The 20,305-nt window shown below is 66.6% G+C and carries 15 protein-coding genes; 9 read left to right on the top strand and 6 right to left on the bottom strand.

Annotated elements, in window-relative coordinates; translation table 11 throughout:
- The first annotated feature begins 11 nt into the window (after positions 1-11).
- The 8 genes from ilvG to BLR19_RS06215 all read left to right on the top strand — a co-directional run bounded on the left by ilvG (position 12) and on the right by BLR19_RS06215 (position 8,644).
- Positions 12-1,724, top strand: a complete 1,713-nt coding sequence (ilvG, locus tag BLR19_RS06250) for an acetolactate synthase 2 catalytic subunit (RefSeq protein ID WP_091748412.1) — start codon at positions 12-14, stop codon at positions 1,722-1,724.
- Position 1,725: 1 nt separating this feature from the next.
- Positions 1,726-1,977 carry an ACT domain-containing protein gene (locus tag BLR19_RS06245; protein ID WP_039244600.1) on the top strand — a complete coding sequence of 84 codons (252 nt, stop codon included), beginning with the start codon at positions 1,726-1,728 and terminating at the stop codon, positions 1,975-1,977.
- Entirely contained in the window at positions 1,977-3,227 is a 1,251-nt protein-coding gene (locus tag BLR19_RS06240) for a 2-isopropylmalate synthase (protein ID WP_091748409.1), read from the top strand. Before BLR19_RS06245 ends, BLR19_RS06240 begins: the two co-directional genes overlap by 1 nt.
- Positions 3,220-4,632, top strand: coding sequence for a 3-isopropylmalate dehydratase large subunit (gene leuC / locus BLR19_RS06235; protein ID WP_091748406.1), 1,413 nt, complete (start codon positions 3,220-3,222; stop codon positions 4,630-4,632). The genes BLR19_RS06240 and leuC overlap by 8 nt, the downstream gene beginning before the upstream one ends.
- A complete protein-coding gene (gene leuD / locus BLR19_RS06230; RefSeq protein ID WP_017505141.1) occupies positions 4,625-5,212 on the top strand; it encodes a 3-isopropylmalate dehydratase small subunit in 588 nt (195 codons plus the stop codon). Before leuC ends, leuD begins: the two co-directional genes overlap by 8 nt.
- On the top strand, positions 5,209-6,315 hold the full coding sequence (leuB, locus tag BLR19_RS06225; RefSeq protein ID WP_091748404.1) for a 3-isopropylmalate dehydrogenase: 1,107 nt from the start codon (positions 5,209-5,211) through the stop codon (positions 6,313-6,315). Before leuD ends, leuB begins: the two co-directional genes overlap by 4 nt.
- Before the next feature lie 280 nt (positions 6,316-6,595).
- The gene (locus tag BLR19_RS06220; protein WP_091748401.1) at positions 6,596-7,876 is read left to right on the top strand and encodes an ammonium transporter; all 1,281 of its coding nucleotides are present in this window, start codon (positions 6,596-6,598) and stop codon (positions 7,874-7,876) included.
- Positions 7,877-7,948: 72 nt separating this feature from the next.
- A complete protein-coding gene (locus BLR19_RS06215) occupies positions 7,949-8,644 on the top strand; it encodes a TorF family putative porin (RefSeq protein WP_091748398.1) in 696 nt (231 codons plus the stop codon).
- Positions 8,645-8,702: 58 nt separating this feature from the next.
- Here BLR19_RS06215 and BLR19_RS06210 read toward each other — a convergent pair whose 3' ends face one another.
- The 4 genes from BLR19_RS06210 to BLR19_RS06195 are packed head-to-tail and all read right to left on the bottom strand — an operon-like array spanning position 8,703 to position 15,593.
- Positions 8,703-11,075 carry a glucan 1,4-alpha-glucosidase gene (locus BLR19_RS06210; RefSeq protein WP_091748395.1) on the bottom strand — a complete coding sequence of 791 codons (2,373 nt, stop codon included), beginning with the start codon at positions 11,073-11,075 and terminating at the stop codon, positions 8,703-8,705.
- A gap of 8 nt (positions 11,076-11,083) precedes the next feature.
- Positions 11,084-12,025, bottom strand: a complete 942-nt coding sequence (locus BLR19_RS06205) for an alpha/beta hydrolase (RefSeq protein WP_091748392.1) — start codon at positions 12,023-12,025, stop codon at positions 11,084-11,086.
- A complete protein-coding gene (locus BLR19_RS06200) occupies positions 12,022-13,533 on the bottom strand; it encodes an MFS transporter (RefSeq protein WP_091748388.1) in 1,512 nt (503 codons plus the stop codon). The genes BLR19_RS06205 and BLR19_RS06200 overlap by 4 nt, the downstream gene beginning before the upstream one ends.
- Complete coding sequence (locus tag BLR19_RS06195; RefSeq protein ID WP_255366463.1) at positions 13,530-15,593, bottom strand: glycoside hydrolase family 97 protein; 2,064 nt, start codon at positions 15,591-15,593, stop codon at positions 13,530-13,532. Before BLR19_RS06195 ends, BLR19_RS06200 begins: the two co-directional genes overlap by 4 nt.
- Positions 15,594-15,699: 106 nt before the next feature.
- Here BLR19_RS06195 and BLR19_RS06190 point away from each other — a divergent pair, with 106 nt between their 5' ends.
- Complete coding sequence (locus BLR19_RS06190) at positions 15,700-16,713, top strand: LacI family DNA-binding transcriptional regulator (RefSeq protein ID WP_017505134.1); 1,014 nt, start codon at positions 15,700-15,702, stop codon at positions 16,711-16,713.
- Positions 16,714-16,718: 5 nt separating this feature from the next.
- On the opposite strand, the gene BLR19_RS06185 is transcribed toward BLR19_RS06190, so the two are convergent.
- The gene (locus BLR19_RS06185; protein WP_255366462.1) at positions 16,719-18,362 is read right to left on the bottom strand and encodes an alpha-glucosidase; all 1,644 of its coding nucleotides are present in this window, start codon (positions 18,360-18,362) and stop codon (positions 16,719-16,721) included.
- On the bottom strand, positions 18,359-20,176 hold the full coding sequence (locus tag BLR19_RS06180) for an alpha-amylase family glycosyl hydrolase (protein ID WP_218119325.1): 1,818 nt from the start codon (positions 20,174-20,176) through the stop codon (positions 18,359-18,361). Before BLR19_RS06180 ends, BLR19_RS06185 begins: the two co-directional genes overlap by 4 nt.
- Between the last annotated feature and the right edge of the window lie 129 nt (positions 20,177-20,305).

Genomic DNA, 20,305 nt, shown 5'->3' with positions numbered 1-20,305 from the left:
TGAACGACCGGATGACCCTGATGACCGCCGCCGCTTTCAAACCCTCAGCCGAGACCGCTCCCCAGTCGGGTGCGCGTCTGCTGGTCTCCACCCTGGAGCGGCTGGGGGTGGAGGTGGTGTTCGGCTATCCGGGCGGCGCCATCATGCCGGTCTATGACGCCCTGGCCGGCTCCAAGCTAAAACACATCCTGGTCCGCCATGAGCAGGGCGCGGCCTTCTCGGCCGACGCCTATGCCAGGAAGAGCGGCAAGGTCGGCGTCTGCATGGCGACGTCAGGCCCCGGCGCCACCAATCTGGTCACCGGCATCGCCAATGCGATGATGGACTCGGTGCCGATCGTCTGCATCACCGGCAACGTCGCCCAGGGTCTGATGGGCACCGACGCCTTCCAGGAGATCGACATCCTGGGCGTCACCCTGCCGATCGTGAAACATTCGATCCTGGTCCGCTCGGCCGCCGAGGTTCCCGCAGCGATCGAGGAAGCCTTCCATATCGCTCGCTCGGGCCGCCCCGGTCCGGTTCTGGTCGATCTGCCCAAGGATGTGCAGTTCGAGACGACCGGCGACGACTACGGTTTCTCGATTCCCAACGAGACGCCGCGCGTCGATCACGACGCCATCGCCGCCGCCGAGGCCGCGATCCGGGCGGCCAAGAAGCCGCTGGTCTATATCGGCGGCGGGGTGAAGATCGGCGGCGCGACAAAAGCCCTGCGCGCATTCGTCGCCGCGACCGGCATCCCCCAGGTCTCGACCCTGAACGCCCTGGGCACCATCCCGACCGATGCGCCGGGCATGCTGGGCATGCTGGGCATGCACGGCACGCGCGCCGCCAACCACGCGGTGCAGGACAGCGATCTGCTGATCGTCGTCGGCGCCCGGTTCGACGACCGCGCGACGGGCAAGCTGGCTGAATTCGCGCCCAATGCCCGCATCGTTCATTTCGACATCGACGCCTCGGAAGTCGGCAAACTGCGCAGCGCCAATGTCGCCGTCGTCGGCGAGCTGCGCGAAGGCGTTGAGGCGCTGACGGCGCGCATGCGGTCGGGCGCGGCGCTGGACATCCAGGCCTGGGCCGACGACTGCGCTGGCGCGGCCAAAGCTGGCGCTCACCGCTATGACGCACCGGGCGAGGGGGTCTATGCGCCCGCCCTGCTGAAGGAAATCTCGGAAGCGGCGGGCGATGACTTCGTCGCCGCCTGCGACGTGGGCCAGCATCAGATGTGGGCGGCCATGCACTGCCGCTTCGCCAAGCCGGAAGCTCACATCACCTCGGGCGGTCTGGGCGCGATGGGCTTTGGTTTGCCCGCCGGCATCGGGGCCAAGCTGGCCGATCCGTCCGCGACGGTCGTCACAATCGCCGGCGATGGCGGCTTCATGATGAACATCCAAGAGCTGGCGACGCTGAAGCGTTACGGCATCCCGCTGAAGATCGTGCTGATCGACAATTCCTCGCTGGGCCTGGTGCGCCAGTGGCAGGAGCTGTTCTTCGCCGAGAACTATTCCGAGATCGATCTGTCCGACAACCCGGACTTCGTGAAGGTCGCCGAAGCCTTCTGCATCGAGGCCTTCCGCATCGATCGCCGTGATCAGGTGTCCGACGGCATCCAGCGCCTGCTGGCCGCCGACGGTCCCTGCCTGGCCCATGTGGTCATCGACCCCCGAGACAACGTCTGGCCGCTGGTTCCGCCGGGCAAAAGCAATGCTGAAATGATGGAGGGCTCCTGAGATGAGCAACACGATCCACATCCAGATCGACCGCGCGGACGGTTCGCTTCAGCGTCTCATCGGCCTGGTGGAGCGCCGAGGCTTCCACATTGACGGCATGGCCCTGGCTGACGAGGGCGCCTTCCGCCGCATCGCCCTGACCGTGCGCGGCCGCGACGCCGGCCGCTGCATGGACAACCTGGGTCGCCAGATCGACCGGCTGTTCGGCGTGCGCCGCATCAGCAACGACATTATTCAATCCGAGGCCGCGTAATGATTACCCCCGAAAGCGTACGAGTATCGGGCGTATCCCGCACAGAGGAGATCGCCGCCGATCCCAACCGCGTCATCGTCTTCGACACGACGATGCGGGACGGGGAACAGGCTCCGGGCTTCTCGATGAGCGCCCAGGCCAAGGTGAAGATGGCCCAGGTTCTGCGGGACCTGGGCGTCGACGTTATCGAGGCCGGCTTCGCCGCCGCCTCGCCCGGCGACGAGGACTGCATCCGTCGCGTGGCGGGCGAGGTCGAGGGACCGATCTTCTGCTCTCTGTCGCGCGCCAACGAGAAGGACATCGACGCCACCTTCCGCGCTCTGGCGCCGGCGCCGAAGTCGCACCGTCGGTGCCACACCTTCATCGGCACCAGCCCGATCCACCGTTCCGCCAAGCTGAAGATGTCCACCAATGAGGTGCTGTCGACGGCCGTGCGGTCGGTGGAATACGCCCGCAGCCTGTTCGACGACGTGGAGTTCTCGGCCGAGGACGCCTTCCGCACCGAGCCGGAGTTTCTGGCCGATGTGCTGGAAGCCGCCGCCGACGCCGGCGCCCGAACGCTGAACGTGCCCGACACCGTCGGCTATGCCACACCGCAGGAGGTTCGCGAGCGCTTCGCCGCCTTGGCCGCACGGATCAAGAAGCGCCATCCGCACGTGATCTTCTCGGCCCACTGCCACGACGACCTGGGCATGGCGGTCGCAAACTCCCTGGCCGCCGTCGAGGGCGGCGCGCGTCAGATCGAGGGCGCGATAAACGGCATCGGCGAGCGGGCCGGCAACTGCTCGATCGAAGAAGTCATCATGGCGCTGAAGGTCCGCGAGGACCGCTATGGCGTCACGACCGGCGCCGACAGCCGTCATCTGGTGCGCGCCTCCAAGATCCTGTGCGAGATCACCGAGACAGTCATCGCCCGCAACAAGTCGGTGGTGGGCATCAACGCCTTCGCCCACGAGGCGGGAATCCACCAGCACGGCATGCTGGCCGACAGCCGCACCTATGAGATCATGCGGCCCCAGGATGTGGGCTTCGAGGGCAGCTGGTTCGTGCTGGGCAAGCATTCGGGCCGTCACGCCATCGCCAAGCGCGCCGAGACCATCGGCCGTCCCATCGAGGGCGAGCGTCTGGCGGCGGTGGTCGCCGGCTTCAAGTCGCGCGCGGATCAGATCGGCGAGATCAATGACGCCGAACTGATCGCCATCATCGACCGGGTCGATGGCGTGTCCGAGGTCGTGGCCCAATATGCCTGATCCCAAGACCCTGTTCGACAAGGTGTGGGACGCCCACGTTGTGCGGCCGGAAACGGCCGACACGGCGGGCGTGCTGTATATCGACCTGCATCTGGTCCACGAAGTCACCAGCCCCCAGGCCTTCAGCGAGATCGAGGCGCGCGGTCTGAAGGTCCGTCGCCCCGACCGGACCTATGCGACGCTGGATCATTCGACGCCGACCCTGCCGGCGGGGCTGAATGGTCTGAAACCCTATGTCACCGCCCAGGCCGAGGCTCAGGTTCATGCGCTGGAGCGCAACTGCGCCGCCCATGGCGTGCCGCTGGCCGGATGGGGATCGGAAGATCGCGGCGTAGTCCATGTCATGGGGCCGGAACTCGGTCTGACCCAGCCGGGCATGACGGTGGTCTGCGGCGACAGTCATACCGCCACTCATGGCGCCTTCGGCGCCCTGGCCTTCGGGATCGGCACTTCGGAAGTCGGTCACGTGCTGGCGACCCAATGCCTGTTGCAGCGCAAGGCCAAGGCCATGCGGATGACGGTGGACGGAAAGTTGCAGCCCGGCGTTTCGGGCAAGGATGTCGCCCTGGCGGTCATCGCCGCCATCGGTTTCGGCGGCGGCACCGGCTATGTCATCGAATACGCGGGCGAGGCGGTGCGGTCGCTGGACATGGAAGGGCGCATGACCCTGTGCAACATGTCCATCGAGGCCGGCGCCCGCGCGGGCATGATCGCCCCGGACCAGACTACCATCGACTGGCTGCGCGGTCGCAAGCACGTCCCCGCCGACTATGAGGCCGCAACAGCCGAATGGCTGAAACTGGCAACGGATGCAGGCGCGGTCTTCGACAAGGAAGTGATCATCGACGGCGCCGCCATCCGACCCATGGCGACCTGGGGCACGACGCCGGATGCGGGCGCGCCCATCGGCTCGCCCGTGCCGCAACCGCAGTCGGACTCAGACCGCAAGGCCATCGCCTATATGGGCTTCACGGCCGGGGAGGCGACGACGAGCCAGCCGGTGGATGTGGTCTTCATCGGATCCTGCACCAACGGACGTCTGCCCGATCTGCGCGCCGCCGCCGAGGTGCTGCGCGGCAGGAAGGTCAAGCCGGGCCTGCGCATGCTGGTGGTGCCGGGGTCCGAGGCCGTGCGTCGCGACGCAGAGGCTGAAGGCCTGGATCAAGTCTTCATCGCCGCCGGGGCCGAATGGCGCATTCCCGGCTGTTCGATGTGCATCGCCATGAACGGCGATTTCGTCGCGCCGGGCCAACTGGCCGTATCCACATCGAACCGCAATTTCGAAGGGCGTCAGGGCAAGGACGCCCGCACCATCTTGGCCAGCCCGGCGACGGCGGCGGCGACGGCGGTCGCCGGTGTGCTGACCGATCCGCGCGTCTATCTGAAGGAGGTCGAGCATGTCTGAACCCTTCCAGGTGCTGACCTCCAAGACCGTGACCCTGAGCCAGGCCAATATCGACACCGACCAGATCATTCCGGCGCGGTTCCTGACCACAACCACGCGCGAAGGGCTGGGCAAGGCCGCCTTCTATGACTGGCGTTACGAGGACGACGGCTCGGAAAAACCCGAGGCCATCTTGAACCGGATCGATCCGGCCGAGCATCGCATCCTGCTGGCGGGCCGGAACTTCGCCTGCGGTTCGTCGCGCGAACATGCGCCCTGGGCCCTGCTGGACTATGGGTTCCGGGCGGTGATCTCGACCGAGATCGCTGACATTTTTACATCGAATGCGCTGAAAAACGGCCTGCTGCCCATCGTCGTCAGCCAGGCGGTTTGGGACGATCTGGCGTCGCAGCCGGACCAGCCGGTCACGATCGACCTCCAGGCCAATCAGATCCAGCGCGGCAATGCCGAACCCGTGCCGTTCGGGGTCGAATCCTTCGCCCGTCAATGCCTGCTGGACGGGGTGGACACCCTGGGCTGGCTGCAATCAAACATGCCTGAAATCGAAGCCTACGAGCGATCGAAAGAGACCGTAAGATGAGCACCGCCGCCACCAAGACCTACAACATCGTCCTGCTGCCCGGCGACGGCGTCGGACCGGAGGTCACGCGGGCCGCGCGTGATGTCTTGCGGGTCATCGGCGATTTCTATGGTCACCATTTCGAGTTCGCCGAGCATCTGATCGGCGGCGCGGCCATCGACGAGACGGGCGAGCCTTTGCCAGAGGCCACGCGCGCCGCCTGCGTCGCGTCCGACGCTGTGCTGCTGGGCGCGGTCGGCGGGCCGAAATGGGATGGCGGCAAGGCGCGTCCGGAACAGGGACTGTTGGCGATCCGCAAGGCGATGGGCCTGTTCGCCAATCTGCGGCCGTTGCAGGTGTCGCCGGTGCTGGCGCACCGCTCGCCGCTGAAGAAGGAGATCGTCGAGGGCGTCGATCTGATCGTCTTCCGCGAACTGACCGGCGGCGTCTATTTCGGCGAGAAGACCCGCACCGCCGATCGCGCCACCGACCTGTGCGAATACACCGTGCCGGAGATCGAGCGGGTGACCCGCGCCGCCTTCCAGACCGCCCAACAGCGTCGCGGCAAGGTGACCTCGGTCGACAAGGCCAATGTCATGGAGACCAGCCGGCTGTGGCGCGAGGTCGTGACCCGCATCCATGCCGAGGAGTTCCCAGACATCACCCTGGAGCACGCCCTGGTGGACTCCATGGCCATGCATCTGATCCGCAAGCCGCGCGAATACGACGTCATCCTGACCGAAAACATGTTCGGCGACATCCTATCGGACGAGATCTCTGTGCTGGGCGGCTCCATCGGCCTGTTGCCGTCGGCGTCGCTGGGCGCGGGCGGGCCGGGTCTGTTCGAGCCGATCCACGGCTCGGCGCCGGACATCGCCGGTCAGGATCTGGCCAATCCGGTCGGGACCATCCTGTCGGCAGCCCTGCTGCTGCGTCACAGCCTGAAGCTGGAGGACGAGGCCGATTCCATCGAGGCCGCCGTCGCCGCCGTCCTGGCGGCCGGCGCCGTGACGGCTGACCTGGGCGGCGCGCTGGGCACGCGTGCGGCGACCGAAGCCGTCATCGACGCCATCCGCGCCATCCATTGGGCGGCGGCGCACCGGGTGCAAATGCACTGGGCCTGACGGCTTAAACTGAAGCTGAAAATCCTGCCGCTCAGCTTGGTTTTTTCGGCATAAAGAATCTGGTATCGGGCCGCAGGATCGCAAGATCGTGCGGCCCCGTTCTTTTTCTCCATGACCGTTGCAAGAAAGTTGCGCCGTTCACGGTCTAGCCCCTTGCGCCTATCGCAAATGCGGTAAAATCTTCGCAACTGCGAGATTGCATAGGGGGTACTAGCTCATGTCGCAGACCACGAAACGACTTACGGGAGCGGCTGCGCTCCTGCTTCCCACACTCTGTCTGATGGCTGCCGGCGCGGCGAATGCGCAGGACGCCGCGCCCGCCTTGCTCGGCCACCAAGCCGCGCTTGAGCTGGACAGCGCTGGCGCCTCATGGCTCGGCACCTCGACCGCCCTGGTTCTGCTGATGACCCTCCCCGGTCTGGCGCTGTTCTATGGCGGCATGGTGCGCAAGAAGAACGTCATCGCCACCATCACCCAGTCCGTCGGCGTCTTCGCCGTGGTGTCCCTGGTATGGTTCATCGCCGGCTACAGCCTGGCCTTCGGCAAGAACGAGAGCGCCGGCCTTCAGCCCTTCATCGGCAGCCTGGACATGCTGTTCCTGAACGGCGTGTCGCTGAAGACAGCCAACGCCCTGCTGCCGGGCATTCCCGAATTCCTGTTCATCTCCTTCCAGATGACCTTCGCCATCATCACACCGGCGCTGATCACCGGCGCCTTCGCCGAGCGGTTCAAATATTCGGCGCTGTTGCTGTTCACCGCCTTATGGTCGCTGCTGGTCTATGCGCCGATCTGCCACTGGGTCTGGGGCGGCGGTTTCCTCGGTTCGGCGGGCGTGCTGGACTTCGCGGGCGGCGCCGTCGTTCACGTCAACTCGGGCGTCGCAGGCCTGGTCTGCGCCATCTTCCTGGGTCGCCGTAAGGGTTATGGCACAGAGGTCATTACCGCCCACAACCCTGTCCTGACCATGATCGGCGCCTCGCTACTGCTGGTCGGCTGGATCGGCTTCAACGCCGGTTCGGCGGGCGCCGCCAACGATCTGATGGGCGTGGCGCTGCTGAACACCATCCTTGCCGCCTCCGCCGCCGCCCTGACCTGGAAGGTCGTCGAATATATCGAGAAGAAGAAGGTTTCGCTGATCGGCATGCTGTCGGGCGTCGTCGCCGGTCTGGTCGCCATCACTCCGGCGGCCGGCTTCGTCGATCCCAAGGGCGCGGTCATCATCGGCCTGATCGCCGGTCCGGCCTGCTACGCCTCGTCGGTGTGGATCAAGAAGCTGCTGCGCTACGACGACAGCCTGGACGCCTTCGGCATCCACGGCGCGGGCGGCCTGATCGGCGCCCTGCTGACCGGCGTGTTCGCCACCACCGCGATCAACAGCCTGTCGGAAGGTGCCAACGTCGGCGCCCAGGCCCTGGGCCTGCTGTGGACCATCGTCTACAGCGCCGTCGGCACCCTGATCATCCTGTTCATCTGCAAGTTCACCACGGGCCTGCGCGTGAGCGAAGCGGAAGAAGCCGCCGGTCTGGACACATCGCTGCATGGCGAGGCGCTGGAACACTGAGCTGAGGCCGGGCGCGGCTCCCAAACCCGCGCCCGGCCTCGACCTCGAATAACGACAACAAGGGGATAGACTATGAAAAAGACCATCATCCGCGCGGCCGCCGCCGCGACCCTCGCCGCAGGACTTATCGGCCTCGCCGCGCCAGCCTCGGCCCAGAGCACCGTCGATGTCGCCTGGAACGTGGGCGCTGTCAGCGACTATGTCTTCCGCGGCTTCAGCCAGACCAGCGAAGATCCCGCCATTCAGGGCGGCGTCGACCTGACCTCGGGCAGCTTCTATGCGGGCGCCTGGGCCTCCAACGTCGATTTCGGCGACGACACCGATGCGGAGGTCGATCTCTACGGCGGCTATCGCACCGAGGCGGGGGGCTTCGCGCTCGACTTCGGCGTGATCGGCTATCTGTATGTCGGGGAGCCGGACGGCGCGGACTACAACTACGCCGAGTTCAAGGCTGCGGCCTCGCGTGCGGTCGGTCCCGCCACCTTTGGCGCGGCCATCTATTACTCGCCCGACTTCTTCGGCATCGACGATGAAGCGACCTATGCCGAGGTCAACGCCGCCTTCTCGCCGGCGCCGAAGTGGACGGTGTCGGGCGCGCTCGGCAAGCAATGGCTAGACGTCAGCGACGACTACACCACCTGGAACGTCGGCGTCGGCTATGCCCTGACTGACAAGGTGGGCCTCGATGTCCGCTATCATGACACCGACGTGGACGGCGTGCCCGGCGCCGAAGACCGCATCGTCGGCGCGGTGAAGCTCACCTTCTGAGCCTCGTCAGCCGAAATGAGTACGGCCCCGGAGAGCGATCTCCGGGGCCGTTTTCGTATCAGCGGACGTAGCGGTCGTGGACGGGGTCGTAGCTGTCCCAGACCTTGCCGTCGGCCAGCGACCGTAGCAGCTTCAGATATTCCGCGTGGGTCCAGGCCAGAGGCGTCGCCGAGTCCGTATTCTGACCCACAGCGTAGTCCTTGGCCGTCGGGTTTCCGACGCCGTCCCACACCTGTTCGGCCAGCATCAGCCCGCCGTTGGCGAACCGCTCCATGCCGCGCACATAGGTCTGGCGGATGGCGGCGATGTCGGCGGCCGAGGGGGCGCCGTTCACGCTGACGCGGGCCAGCTCATAGTGACCGCGCTCGCCCGTGAAGAAAGGCCAGACCCGGCCGCGCTGACCGGGGCTCATCTCCCCGCCGACGCCATAGTTGGCGCCCGTCAGATGGTCCTCGCCATAGCCATCGACGCCATAGCGGCGCCAGCCCGGCGTCTTGTCGCCCTCGGGACCGAAGTCGTAGCGGACGCGATAGAGCGGCTCCAGCGACTGATCGTCGTAGACGGGCAGGGTGGACAGGATGTGCGGATCGTCGGCCTTGCGCACGCCATAGCGCACCAGTTCCAGGAAGCCGCCGTCCACGACCCGGTCTTCGGCCGGCGCGATCTGGCCATTGGCGGCGCCGATCGGGGCCTTGTCGTTCGGGTTCTCGTTCTGTGTGATGCGGATGAAGTAGCGACCGTCGCCGAAGTCGCCGTTGGTGGTGAACATCCGCTCTTCGATCTTGGACGCATAGCCGTCGGCCGCGATCTGGTAGCGCGTCGCGCCGGCGGCGTCGCCTGAGGCGCGCGCCATTTCGGCCGCCACAGTCAGGCCCGCGACCACGGCGGCGGTTGAGGACGGCGAATAACCCTGCTGCTCTTCCCAGCGTTCCTGCTGGGTGAAGGGCGGCTTGATCTCTGCGTCGTTCCACATCAGCCCGATCTTGCCGCCATCGACCAGGAAGTCGGCCGCCGGCTTCAACATGGACCGATAGTGTTCAGTCATCTGCCCGTCCGACAGCCAACCCATTTTCCACAGACGATAGCCCAGCATGATCGGCATGGCGGTCTGGTCCAACTGGACCGCGACCCACTCCAGTTCGCCATCGACGTGCGTCTTCTGCAGGAACCAGCCGCCGACGCCGGTGTTGCCGGGCGTGTTCGGGCCGACCTGAACCTGGGGCAGATAGTTGAAGGCCGCCAGCGGCGTCTCCTTGTCGCCCAGCGCCGCCAGAGCCATCGCCACCTGATAGAAGTCACGCGGCCAGACGGCCTTGTAGCCGGTCGAGGATTTCGACGCGTCCACCGTATCGCCCCACGGGTTCGACAGTGACGCGATCAGGGCGCCGGCGTGAGTGCGATCCTCCTGCACCTTCAGCATCAGAGCCGAGGCGTAGGCCAGCTTACCCCCGTCGGTCGCCTGTTCGGCGATGCGCGGCAGTTCGGTCAGGGAGCCGACATAATCCTCCCAGCCGACGCGCTCGCCCTCGCCGTTGAAGCGGGCCAGCACCTCGTCCAGGCCAGTCGCGAACGATCCGTCCGCGGCGGCGCGCGCCTCGGCCTCGCTGTGGCCGAAGCCGATGACGAAGTCGCGCGTGATCCGGCGGCTTTGGCGCAGGCGCGGCAGGGCGCCTGTCATCATGGTGTTGCCGGCCTGGTCGCCGGTCGAGGCGTAGGTCCAGTCCAGCTTGCCGTCCTTCAGATCGGTCAGACCGTCGGACGTCCCCACGAAACCGACGCTGGCCTTTTCGAAGGCCTCGCTAGGTTTCAGGAACAGGTGGGTGTCGCCCTCCCAGGCGTGGAAGCCGTCGCGCGTGACCTGACCGCGATCCTTGACGCCGGTATTCGCGATGTGCGGCTCCAGCATCAGATAGGGCGTCACATCGCCCTTCAGCGCGGTGATGGTGACGCGCAACACCAGAGCGTTGCGGTCGGGATCGCTGAAGATCTGCTTTTCGATCTCGAAGCGGCCGTTCTTGTCCTGGGTCGTGACGCGATAGGCCGGCGACAGCGGACGCCCCTGGGCGTCGACGTGCAGATACTCGGTGCGGCTGGTGGTGTCGTCGCCTTCGACGACCAGGCCGTCCTGGGTCACGCCGGCGAAGCGCAGCGCCTTGATCTGAGCCTCATGGATTAGGCCGTACATGGTCTCGGTCAGGACGCCGTCGGCGATGGAATACCAGACCTTGGACACCGCGCCGGTCGGGCCGCCGTCGCGATACTGGCCATCAACATAGGCCTCGTAGGATGCGCCGGCGCCGGTTTTGGCCGCGCTGGACCAGACGGGCGGGGCGCCAGGCGCGCCGGGGGCGACGCCCGATTGAGCGCTTGCGACGGAAGCGAGGGCCAGGCCGGCGGCGCCGGCGAGGCAGAAGGTACGGAAGTGACGCATTGTGGTCCTCACGGGTTGCGCGTGGGGGCGGGGAAAAGAAGGAAGGTCAGAGGCACGTCCAGGCGCTGGTTCCAGGACGCTTCATTGTGCTGGGCGCCGGGGAAAACCAGGCTGCGGAAGTCACCGGGGCCATAGCCTCGACGGCGGAAGCTCTGATCTACCTGGGTCTGGAAGACGGCGTAGAACTGATCCAGCGTCTCGTCGCCCCGGTCGAAATAGAAGCGGTGGTCGCCCGGCGCGGGCAGGCCGCGTTCGATCACGCCGGTCCAGGCGGCGACTAGCCGCGTGCGCCAGGCGTCCAGCGCCGCGCCGGGCTCAAGCCCTTCGACCTTCAGCGGCCAATGGGTGGACAGACAGGCGGCGGCCGAAAAGACCTGCGGCCGTTTCATCACTGCATACATCGAAATCAGGCCGCCCATGCTGGAGCCGGCGATCATCGTGTCCTGCGGTCCGCTCAGGGTGCGGTAGGCGCCGTCGATGAAGGGCTTCAACTCCTCGACCAGGAACCGCAGATACGCGTCGGACAAGGACGGGCCGCCGTAGATGGCCTGGACCTCGTCGCGCATGTCGGCGGGCAGGGCGGCGATCAGGTCGGCGGGGACATATTCCCTCAGCCGCAGGTCCGTGTTCCAGACCCCCACCACGATCGGAGCCCGCACCTGGCCGCTCGCGATCAGCCGCGTCAGGTGCTCGTCCACGCCCCATTCGCCGAAGTTGGCCGTGGCCGGATCGAACAGGTTCTGGCCGTCGTGCATATAGAGGACAGGCCAGGCGGCGTCGGTCGCCTCATATCCGGGCGGCAGCCAGACCGAGACGTTGCGCGCCTTCACATGGGCCGACGCGACCGCTTCATGCAGCACCAACCGCCCGCCCGCGAGGGCGCCCTCGGCGCGCGCCGCGCAGGCGAAGGGCAGGGCGGCCATGAGGGCCAGAAGACCTCGACGGTTCATCCGCGATGCTCCTTGACCATCAGCGCGCTGGCGGCGGCCAGAACGAAGGAGATGGCGCCCAGCACCAGGGCCCAGATCGCCTGACCATCGAACAGGCTCTTCAGGATCAGGCCCAGAACTGTGGCGGCCAGCAACTGGGGCACGACGATGAAGATGTTGAAGACGCCCATATAGACGCCCATTTTTCGGTCCGGCACCGCCGCCGACAGGATGGCGTAGGGCATGGAGACGATCGACGCCCAGGCGAAGCCGACGCCGACCATCGGCAGCCACAAGAGGCCCGGCTCGCGGATGGCGAAGATGCCGAACAGGCCGGCGGCGCCAAGCATCAGCATCAGCGCATGGGTCGCCTTGCGTCCGATCCGCTTGGCGATGACCGGCAGGGTGAAGGCCGCCAGGGCCGCCACGCCGTTGTAGACCCCGAACAGAACCCCCACCCAGTCGGCGCCCGTGGCGTAGGCGGCCGAGGTGGTGTCGGTGGCGCCGTAATGGACGCGGGTCACGGCCGCGGTGGTGTAGATCCACATGGCGAACAGGGCGAACCAGCTGAAGAACTGAACCACAGCCAGGCCGCGCATCGTCTCGGGCATGCGGAAGATGTCGTTCAGGATTTCGGTCGCGGCGTTGGTGATGCGGCGACGTTGCATCATGCCGACGGCGATCTGGAGCAGGCCGAACCCGGCGAAGAAGCCCGCCAGAACCAGTAGCTCCTTTTCCAGGTTCAGCGCGCCGATGAGCACGAAACCCAGCCCGCCGAGGACGGCGCACACCAGGCCCGAAGTCATCCAGCCCTGGACGCTGCGAGCCGGCGCTTCGGCCTCGACGGGCGCGGTCGGCGCATCGTCTCGGGCGCGTTCGAAGGCCGCGATCTGTTCGGGGCTGTATTCCTTGGTCGACAGCACCGTCCACAGCACGGCCGAGAACAGGCCGGCGGCGCCGACGTAGAAGGCGATCTTGACCGACAGGGGCACGACGCCCGCCTCGGCGGTCGAGGCGATATCGAAGACGTTGGACAACAGCCACGGCAGGACCGAGGCGAAAACCGCGCCGGCGCCAATGAAGAAGCTCTGCATCGCATAGCCGGCGGTGCGCTGCTCCTCCGGCAGGTTGTCGCCGACGAAGGCGCGGAACGGCTCCATGGTGATGTTGATCGAGGCGTCCATGATCCACAGCATGGCCGCGGCGAACCACAGGCTGGGGCTATTGGGCATGGCGATCAGAGCCAGGGTGGTGGCGATGGCACCGATCAGGAAATAGGGCCGCCGCCGGCCGAAGCGGGTCCAGGTCTTGTCGCTGAAATGGCCGATGATCGGCTGGACCAGCAGACCCGTCAGCGGTGCGGCGATCCACAGAATCGCCAAGCTGTCTACCTCGGCCCCTAGAGTCTGGAAGATCCGGCTGGTGTTTGCGTTCTGCAGGCCGAAGCCGATCTGGATGCCGAAGAAGCCGACGCACATGTTCCAGATCGCCAGGCCGGACAGGCGCGGGCGGTGCGAGAGCAGGGTCATCCGCGTCGCGCCCGACCGACCGGCACGAACCGGATCGCCTGACCGCCGCCGGGGGCCAACGCCAGGGTCAGGGTGTCAGACGACGTCACCTCGCGCTGCTCGATGACGATGTCCTCGCGCTTGCCGCGATAGTCGGCGTTGGGCCCGTCGCGATAGATTTCGGCCCGATATCGACGGCCGGCGTCCAGGAAGTCGAGGGGAGCCTTCAGCACGCGCGGATGCTCGTCGGTGACGGCACCCAGGGCCCAGACATCCGTGCCGCGCTGCTTGCGAACCGTGACGACATAGTCGCCCATCGCGGCGTCCAGCGTGCGGCTCTCGCTCCAGTCGACCGGCACATCCTTGATGAACTGGAACGGGCCGGGGTTGGCCTCATAGTTGACCAGCAGGTCCGCCGCCATCTGGATCGGGCTGTAGATCACGACATAGAGCGCCAGCTGCTTGGCCCAGGTCGTCTGCACGCCGCCGGGGCTGCGCGTCTCCATGCCGAAGATGCCGGGCGTATAGTCCATCGGCCCGGCCAGCAGGCGGGTGAACACCAGGTTCGGCTCATGCTCGGGCGGATTCCCGGGATTGCCCCAGGCCGAATATTCCATCCCGCGCTGGCCCTCGCGACTGATGATGTTTGGATAGGTGCGGCGAAGGCCGGTGTCCTTGAACGGCTCGTGAGCGTTGACGGCGACCTTGTGGCGATAGCCGGCCTCAACCACGCGCATGTGGTGCTGGGCCATGGCCTGGCTCTCGTGCCAGGCCATGACCATCTGTCCGTCCGGCCCGGCGACGCGGGCGCCTTGCGCGTCGGCGACATAGCCCGTCTTCACCGAATGGACGCCGAGGCGTTCATACAGGGCCATGGCCGGTTCGAGCTGCTGCTCATAGTGGAAGGCGTTGCCGCCGGTTTCGTGGTGGCCGATCAGTTGCACGCCCTTGGACCGCGCGTGGGCGCAGACCGCTTCGATGTCAAAATCGGGATAGGCCTCGGTGAAGCTGAAGTCCGCGCCGTTGGCGAACCACTGGCCGTCCCAGCCCTTGTTCCAGCCTTCGACCAGTACCCCGCCCAGCCCGTGCTTGGCGGCGAAGTCGATGTGTTTGATCGCATTCTCGGTGGTCGCGCCGTGCTTGGGCCCGGAGTTCCAGGTCTTCAGGTCCAGGTGCATTTCCCACCAAACGCCGACGTATTTCATCGGCTTGAACCAGCTGACGTCGCCCAGCGTGTTGGGCTCGTTCAGGTTCAGGATCAGGCTGGAATCCAGCAGGCCAGCGGCGCTGTCGGAGATTTGCAGGGTTCGCCAGGGCGTGTTGAACGGCGCCTCGCGCACTACCGCCGCATTGGTCAGGCCCGGCGTCAACTGAGCGCGGAACTTCGTTTCCTCCGACCGGCGCAGGTTCATCCCTGCGTAGTCGATGCAGGCGGCCTCGTGGATGGAGACGTGCAGGCCCGACTGGCCCCGAACCGTCATCGGCGTCTGGGCGCTGCCGACCGCATCGATGGGCGTGCGGCTGTAGAGATATTCCTCGCGGTTCCATTCCCAGGCCGGGCACCACAGGGCCTCGCCGTTTTCGGCCAGGTTGAACTCGGTGATTTCCGAACCGATGCGGACGGTGGTCAGGCCGGCCTGCTGCGGGAACTCATAGCGGAAGCCCAGACCGTCGTCGTACAGGCGGAAGACCACATCCACGCGGCGTCGCAGGCCGCCGGTCTCGGCATAGGCGACACGCCATTCGTTGTAGTGGTTGCGGATGAACTGGCGCTCGCCCCACGGCTGCTCCCAGGTGTCGTCGACCGTGACCGGCTGGCCTGCCGTCAGGGCCAGGCCGCGCTCGATGGCCGGCGCGTCGGTCAGCAGGAAACCCAACTTGGACGGGGCCACCACGACACGGCCCTGACGCAGCACCGAATACATCGGCCGCCCGTCGTTGTCGGTGAAGGCCTCGACCGTCAGCACGCCGCCGGGCGACGACGCGCGGGCATGGTTCGGCGCGGTCTGGGCGCGCGCGCCCGTCGCCCCCAGAGCCAGGATCGACACGCCGCCAAGGGCCAGGAAGGATCTGCGCTGCATCATGGGAACTCCGTTACGCCGCCTCTTGCCAACCGCCGCGAACGGTGGCTGAAATATTTGCAGAAAATTTTGCAGCTTCACCATGCTGCTGTGAGGACCCGCGACCTTGAGCCGCAAGACCACCCGTCTGGAAGACATCGCCCGCCTGGCCGGCGTGTCCATCGCCACCGCCTCGCGCGCCCTGAACGACAGCCCCGCGGTCAACGATCGCACCAAACAGACGATCTGGAAGCTGGCCAAGGAACACGACTATCCGTTCCGCCGCCACATGCCGGCCGGTCCGATCGGCGCCCAGGGCACGATCGCCTTGGTCGTGCCGCGTCCGCAGGGGCGCGAAGGGCGCCTCAGCGACCCCTTCTTCCTGGAGCTTCTGGCCGGGGTGGGCGAGGCGGCGCGCGAACGCGGCTGCGACCTGCTGATGAGCCACATCTCGCCCGCCAACTATGACGAGCTGTCGGCCGCGCTGAACACCAGCCGGGCGGACGGCGTGATCTTCCTGGGCCAATCCAGCCTGCATTCGGCCTTCAACCGTCTGGTCGACGCCGACCATCGTTTCGTCGTCTGGGGCGCCGAACTGCCCGACCAGGACTATTGCTCCATCGGCTCGGACAACATCTCCGGCGGGCGCCGCGCGACGCTGCATCTGGCGCGGCTGGGGCGAAAGCGCATCGTCTTCTTGGGCGACCTGGATCCGCCCGAGGCCATGCAGCGGCATCGCGGCTATCTGGACGCCTTGAGTCAGAGCGGGCTGGACGTGGACGCCGACCTGATCGTGCCTGCGCATTTCGAGGTCGAATCCGCAGAGGCCGCCGTGGACGCCCTGATCCGACGTGGGCTGGATTTCGATGGCGTCGTGGCTGCGTCTGACCAGATCGCCCTGGGCGCCGTGCGTGCCCTGTTGCACGCCGGCGTCGAGGTGCCGGGCCAGGTCTCGGTCATCGGTTTCGACAATGTGCCGTTCAGCCGCTACTCGCGCCCGGCGCTCAGCACCATCGCCCAGGACACAATGAAGGCCGGCCGGTTGATGGTGTCCAAACTGCTGGATCACGGCGGCGCCGCAGCAGGCCGTTCCGAGCGCGTTCCGACCGAGTTGATCGTTCGCGAGACCTGCGGCGGCTGAACCCGTCATCCGGCGTCGGCGAAGATCAGGCCGGCCAGCGGCCTCAGCGTCGACCCGTCCGTCTTGGTCCAGTTGACCGCCGCGATCCGGCGCGCGCCGGCAGGCGCAAGCCAGTCCACGGCTTCGAAGCCTAGGTTGAACACGCACAGCAGACGCTCGCCGCCCTCGGCCCGTTCGAACCGGCGGAAGACCACGAGGTCGCCCGCGCTCTCGATCTCCAGCCCTCCAGTCCGCAGCGCCGGATGGGCCTGACGCAGGGCGATGATGCGGCGCGCGGCGTGCAGGATCGAGGTCGGGTCCGCCTCCTGCGCATCCACGGCCAGCGACAGATGGCGCGGATCGACCGGCAGCCAGGGCTCGACCGTCGAGAAGCCGGCGTTGGGCGCCGAGGCCACCCAGGGGATTGGCGTGCGGGCGCCGTCGCGGCCCAGTGTCTCGGGCCAGTTGGCGATGGCCTCGGGATCGACCAGCCGCTCGAACGGCACCTCGGCCTGAGGCAGGCCCAACTCTTCGCCCTGATAGACGAAGACATTGCCACGCAGGCACATCAGCAACAGCAGGGCCATTTCCGAGAAGGCCTTCTCGTCCCGGCCCTGGGCCCAACGCGACACCGCGCGCGGCGCATCGTGGTTGGAGAAGGTCCAGGACGGCCAGCCCTCGCCCTGCTGATCCGGCCACATTCCATCGCCCACGCCGATCAGTTCGCTCTTCAGGGTATCGGCGTAGAGGTAGAGGAAGCCGTAGGCCGAGTGCAGACGGTCGTTGCCGGCGGTGAATTCCTTCATCTCGCGATCGGCGTGATCGCCGCCGACCTCCGCCACCGTGAACCGGCCTTCATAGCTATCGGTCAGGGCGCGGATGCGGTTCAGGAAGCCGATGATGTCCGGGTGGGACTGGTTATAGATCTTGTCCTGGAAGTCGAACGGCCGCGTACGCTTCTTGCCGTCCTGGATCGGCGGATTGTCGCGCAGGGACGGATCGTGGATGGCGAAGTTGATCGCATCCAGACGGAAGCCGTCCACTCCCCGATCCAGCCAGAACCGCGCCGCCGCGATCAGGGCGTCCTGAACCGCCGGATTCCTGACGTTCAGCTGAGGCTGGGAGGCCAGGAAGTTGTGCATGTAATACTGGCCGCGCCGCGCGTCCCAAGTCCAGGCCGGGCCGCCGAATACCGACTGCCAGTTCGACGGCGGCGAGCCGTCCGGCTTGGCGTCGGCCCAGACGTACCAGTCGGCGTGTTCGCCGTTGCGGCTGGCGCGGCTGTCGGTGAACCAGGGATGTTCGTCCGAGGTGTGGGAGAAGACCTGATCGATGACAACCTTCAGCCCCAGGGCATGGGCGCGCGCGATCAGGGCGTCGAAGTCGGCCAATGTGCCGAAGATCGGATCGACGCCGCAATAGTCCGACACGTCGTAGCCGAAGTCCTTCATCGGCGACGTGAAGAAGGGCGAAAGCCAGATGCCATCCACGCCTAGAGAGGCGACGTGGTCGAGGTGCTGGGTAATCCCCTTCAGATCGCCGACGCCGTCGTCGTTGGAGTCGGCGAAGCTGCGCGGATAGATCTGATACAGCACCGCGCCGCGCCACCAGTCGTGCGCCAATGCGGGGGCGGCGTCAGCCGTGGAAAGATCGAGGGGCAGGGCAGTCACGGCACGCTCTTGCAGACGAGGTAATCGAGGGGAGGCACGCGAACGGCGACGCTGGCGGGCGCGGAGGATTCGGGTGTGCAATCGCCGCGCAGAGCTTGCCACCGCAGCGAGCCGGGCTCCACCTCGACTTGAGCGGCGACGGGCGCGGTCGAGGTGTTGAACAGGGCCAAGACCTCCGATCTGTCCTCGCCGATGCGCGACAGGGCGAACAGACCGGGCTTGTCGCCATAGGCGCGTACGGCCTGACGGCCGCGTCGCAGGGCCGGCTCTTCGGCGCGGATGCGGGTCATCTCTGCGATCGCCTGATACAGCGGGGCGTCCGTCGAATAGGCCGGCTGGCGACCGCCGACGGGCGTTTCGTCCGCATAGACCGGCGTGCGGCTGGGCCACATGTCCTGGCGCGAGTTTCCGTATCCGCCCGCCCCGGCGAAACCCTGCTCGTCGCCGTAGTACAGTGTCGGCACGCCCCGGCTGAACATCATCAGGGCATGGGCCAGTTTGATGCGCGCCAGCACCTCGGCGTCGTTGGCGTTCGGATTGGCCTGTTTCACGAAGAAGCCGACCCGGCCCATGTCATGGTTGCCGAGGAAGGTCGGCAGGATGGCGGCGGTTTCCGCGCCCTTGTCATAGATCGTGTCGGCGTCGAACAGCTTGGCCAGGGCGTCGGTCCCGACCTTGCCGGCCGCCACATCGGTCGCCTGTTTCTGGAACGGGAAGTCCAGCACCGCCGGATAGCCGTCGACCCGCGTGAACCGCGCCGTCACCGCCGGATCGGGATCATAGACCTCGCCGAAGATGTGGAAGTTTGGGATGCCCTTGGCCTCGGCACGGGCGATCATGGCGGGGATGAAGGCCTGCCAGAAGCCCGGGTTCACATGACGGGCGGTGTCGATGCGGAAGCCGTCGATCCCGTATTTGTCGATCCAGCCGCCGAAGATGTCGATCATGCCTTGGATGACGACCGGGTCCTCGGTCAGCAGGTCGTCCAGCCCGGCGAAGTCGCCGTCCAGGCTGCTTTCGCCGGTGAAGGTGCTCTCGCCCCGGTTATGATAGTGGATCGGGTCATTCAGCCAGGCCGGAACCTTGGCGTTCTCCTCGCCCGCCGGGACATAGGGCGTGTAGGCGTAGTCGGGCCGGGTCAGGCGCGAAAAGTCTCGACCGTCGAAGCCCTCATTGATCGGCGCACCGTCGACGCCGCCGCGACGGGTGTAGGGATAGTCGGCGCGGCTGCGATAGGCGCAGCGACCCTCCGGGCATTCGCGATACTGGATGACGTCGGCGGTGTGATTAGCGACGATGTCCAGATACACCTTCATGCCGCGCGTGTGGGCCGCCTCGACCAGGGCGCGCATCGCAGCCTCGTCGCCGAAGTGCGGATCCACGGCGGTGAAGTCGGTGATCCAGTAGCCGTGGTGCGCCGCGCCGGTATAGCCGCCATGGCTCTGCACGGGCTTGTTCTTGAACACCGGCGCCAACCAGACCGCCGTCGCACCGAGGCCCTGGATATAGTCCAGCTGTTGGGTCACGCCGGCCAAGTCGCCGCCGTGATAGAAATCGGTATCGGCCGGATCAAACCCGCTTTTCAGCCGGTCGGCGGCGTAACCGCCGTGGTCGTTCGATGCATCGCCATTGGCGAAGCGATCCGGCAGAAGGAAGTAGATCACCTCGTCCTGTGGCAGGCGTTGCCGCAGGGCCGAAAGGGCGTCTTCGGCCTGGCGCGTTTGCGCCGTCGCTGGCGTTGCAAAGCCGCTCAGCACAGCCGCCGCCGCCATCACGGCGTGCAGTCCGGCCCTTCTGGGGGTTCCCCTTGCCATGACGCTCACTCCCTTGCGTCTGGAAAGTGCAAAGCCTTCCAGATCGATTTGCAAGATTTTGCAGCAATGGGCGGAGCTGTCAACGCGTCGCTGAAATGCTGCGATGCGCCATGGAAATAGCGCGAAACC

This window comes from Brevundimonas sp. 374 (genome assembly GCF_900102995.1).
GTDB classification, from domain to species: Bacteria; Pseudomonadota; Alphaproteobacteria; order Caulobacterales; family Caulobacteraceae; genus Brevundimonas; species Brevundimonas vesicularis_C.
Note: the sequence above shows the minus strand (reverse complement) of the source record. Positions and strands in the feature narration are given on the sequence as shown.

What these genes read in the sequence shown, in the direction of transcription:
- ilvG (WP_091748412.1), top strand. Translation starts at nt 12, where the DNA reads ATGACCCTGATGACCGCCGCCGCTTTCAAACCCTCAGCCGAGACCGCT.
- BLR19_RS06245 (WP_039244600.1), top strand. Translation starts at nt 1,726, where the DNA reads ATGAGCAACACGATCCACATCCAGATCGACCGCGCGGACGGTTCGCTT.
- BLR19_RS06240 (WP_091748409.1), top strand. Translation starts at nt 1,977, where the DNA reads ATGATTACCCCCGAAAGCGTACGAGTATCGGGCGTATCCCGCACAGAG.
- leuC (WP_091748406.1), top strand. Translation starts at nt 3,220, where the DNA reads ATGCCTGATCCCAAGACCCTGTTCGACAAGGTGTGGGACGCCCACGTT.
- leuD (WP_017505141.1), top strand. Translation starts at nt 4,625, where the DNA reads ATGTCTGAACCCTTCCAGGTGCTGACCTCCAAGACCGTGACCCTGAGC.
- leuB (WP_091748404.1), top strand. Translation starts at nt 5,209, where the DNA reads ATGAGCACCGCCGCCACCAAGACCTACAACATCGTCCTGCTGCCCGGC.
- BLR19_RS06220 (WP_091748401.1), top strand. Translation starts at nt 6,596, where the DNA reads ATGGCTGCCGGCGCGGCGAATGCGCAGGACGCCGCGCCCGCCTTGCTC.
- BLR19_RS06215 (WP_091748398.1), top strand. Translation starts at nt 7,949, where the DNA reads ATGAAAAAGACCATCATCCGCGCGGCCGCCGCCGCGACCCTCGCCGCA.
- BLR19_RS06210 (WP_091748395.1), bottom strand. Translation starts at nt 11,075, where the DNA reads ATGCGTCACTTCCGTACCTTCTGCCTCGCCGGCGCCGCCGGCCTGGCC.
- BLR19_RS06205 (WP_091748392.1), bottom strand. Translation starts at nt 12,025, where the DNA reads ATGAACCGTCGAGGTCTTCTGGCCCTCATGGCCGCCCTGCCCTTCGCC.
- BLR19_RS06200 (WP_091748388.1), bottom strand. Translation starts at nt 13,533, where the DNA reads ATGACCCTGCTCTCGCACCGCCCGCGCCTGTCCGGCCTGGCGATCTGG.
- BLR19_RS06195 (WP_255366463.1), bottom strand. Translation starts at nt 15,593, where the DNA reads ATGCAGCGCAGATCCTTCCTGGCCCTTGGCGGCGTGTCGATCCTGGCT.
- BLR19_RS06180 (WP_218119325.1), bottom strand. Translation starts at nt 20,176, where the DNA reads ATGGCAAGGGGAACCCCCAGAAGGGCCGGACTGCACGCCGTGATGGCG.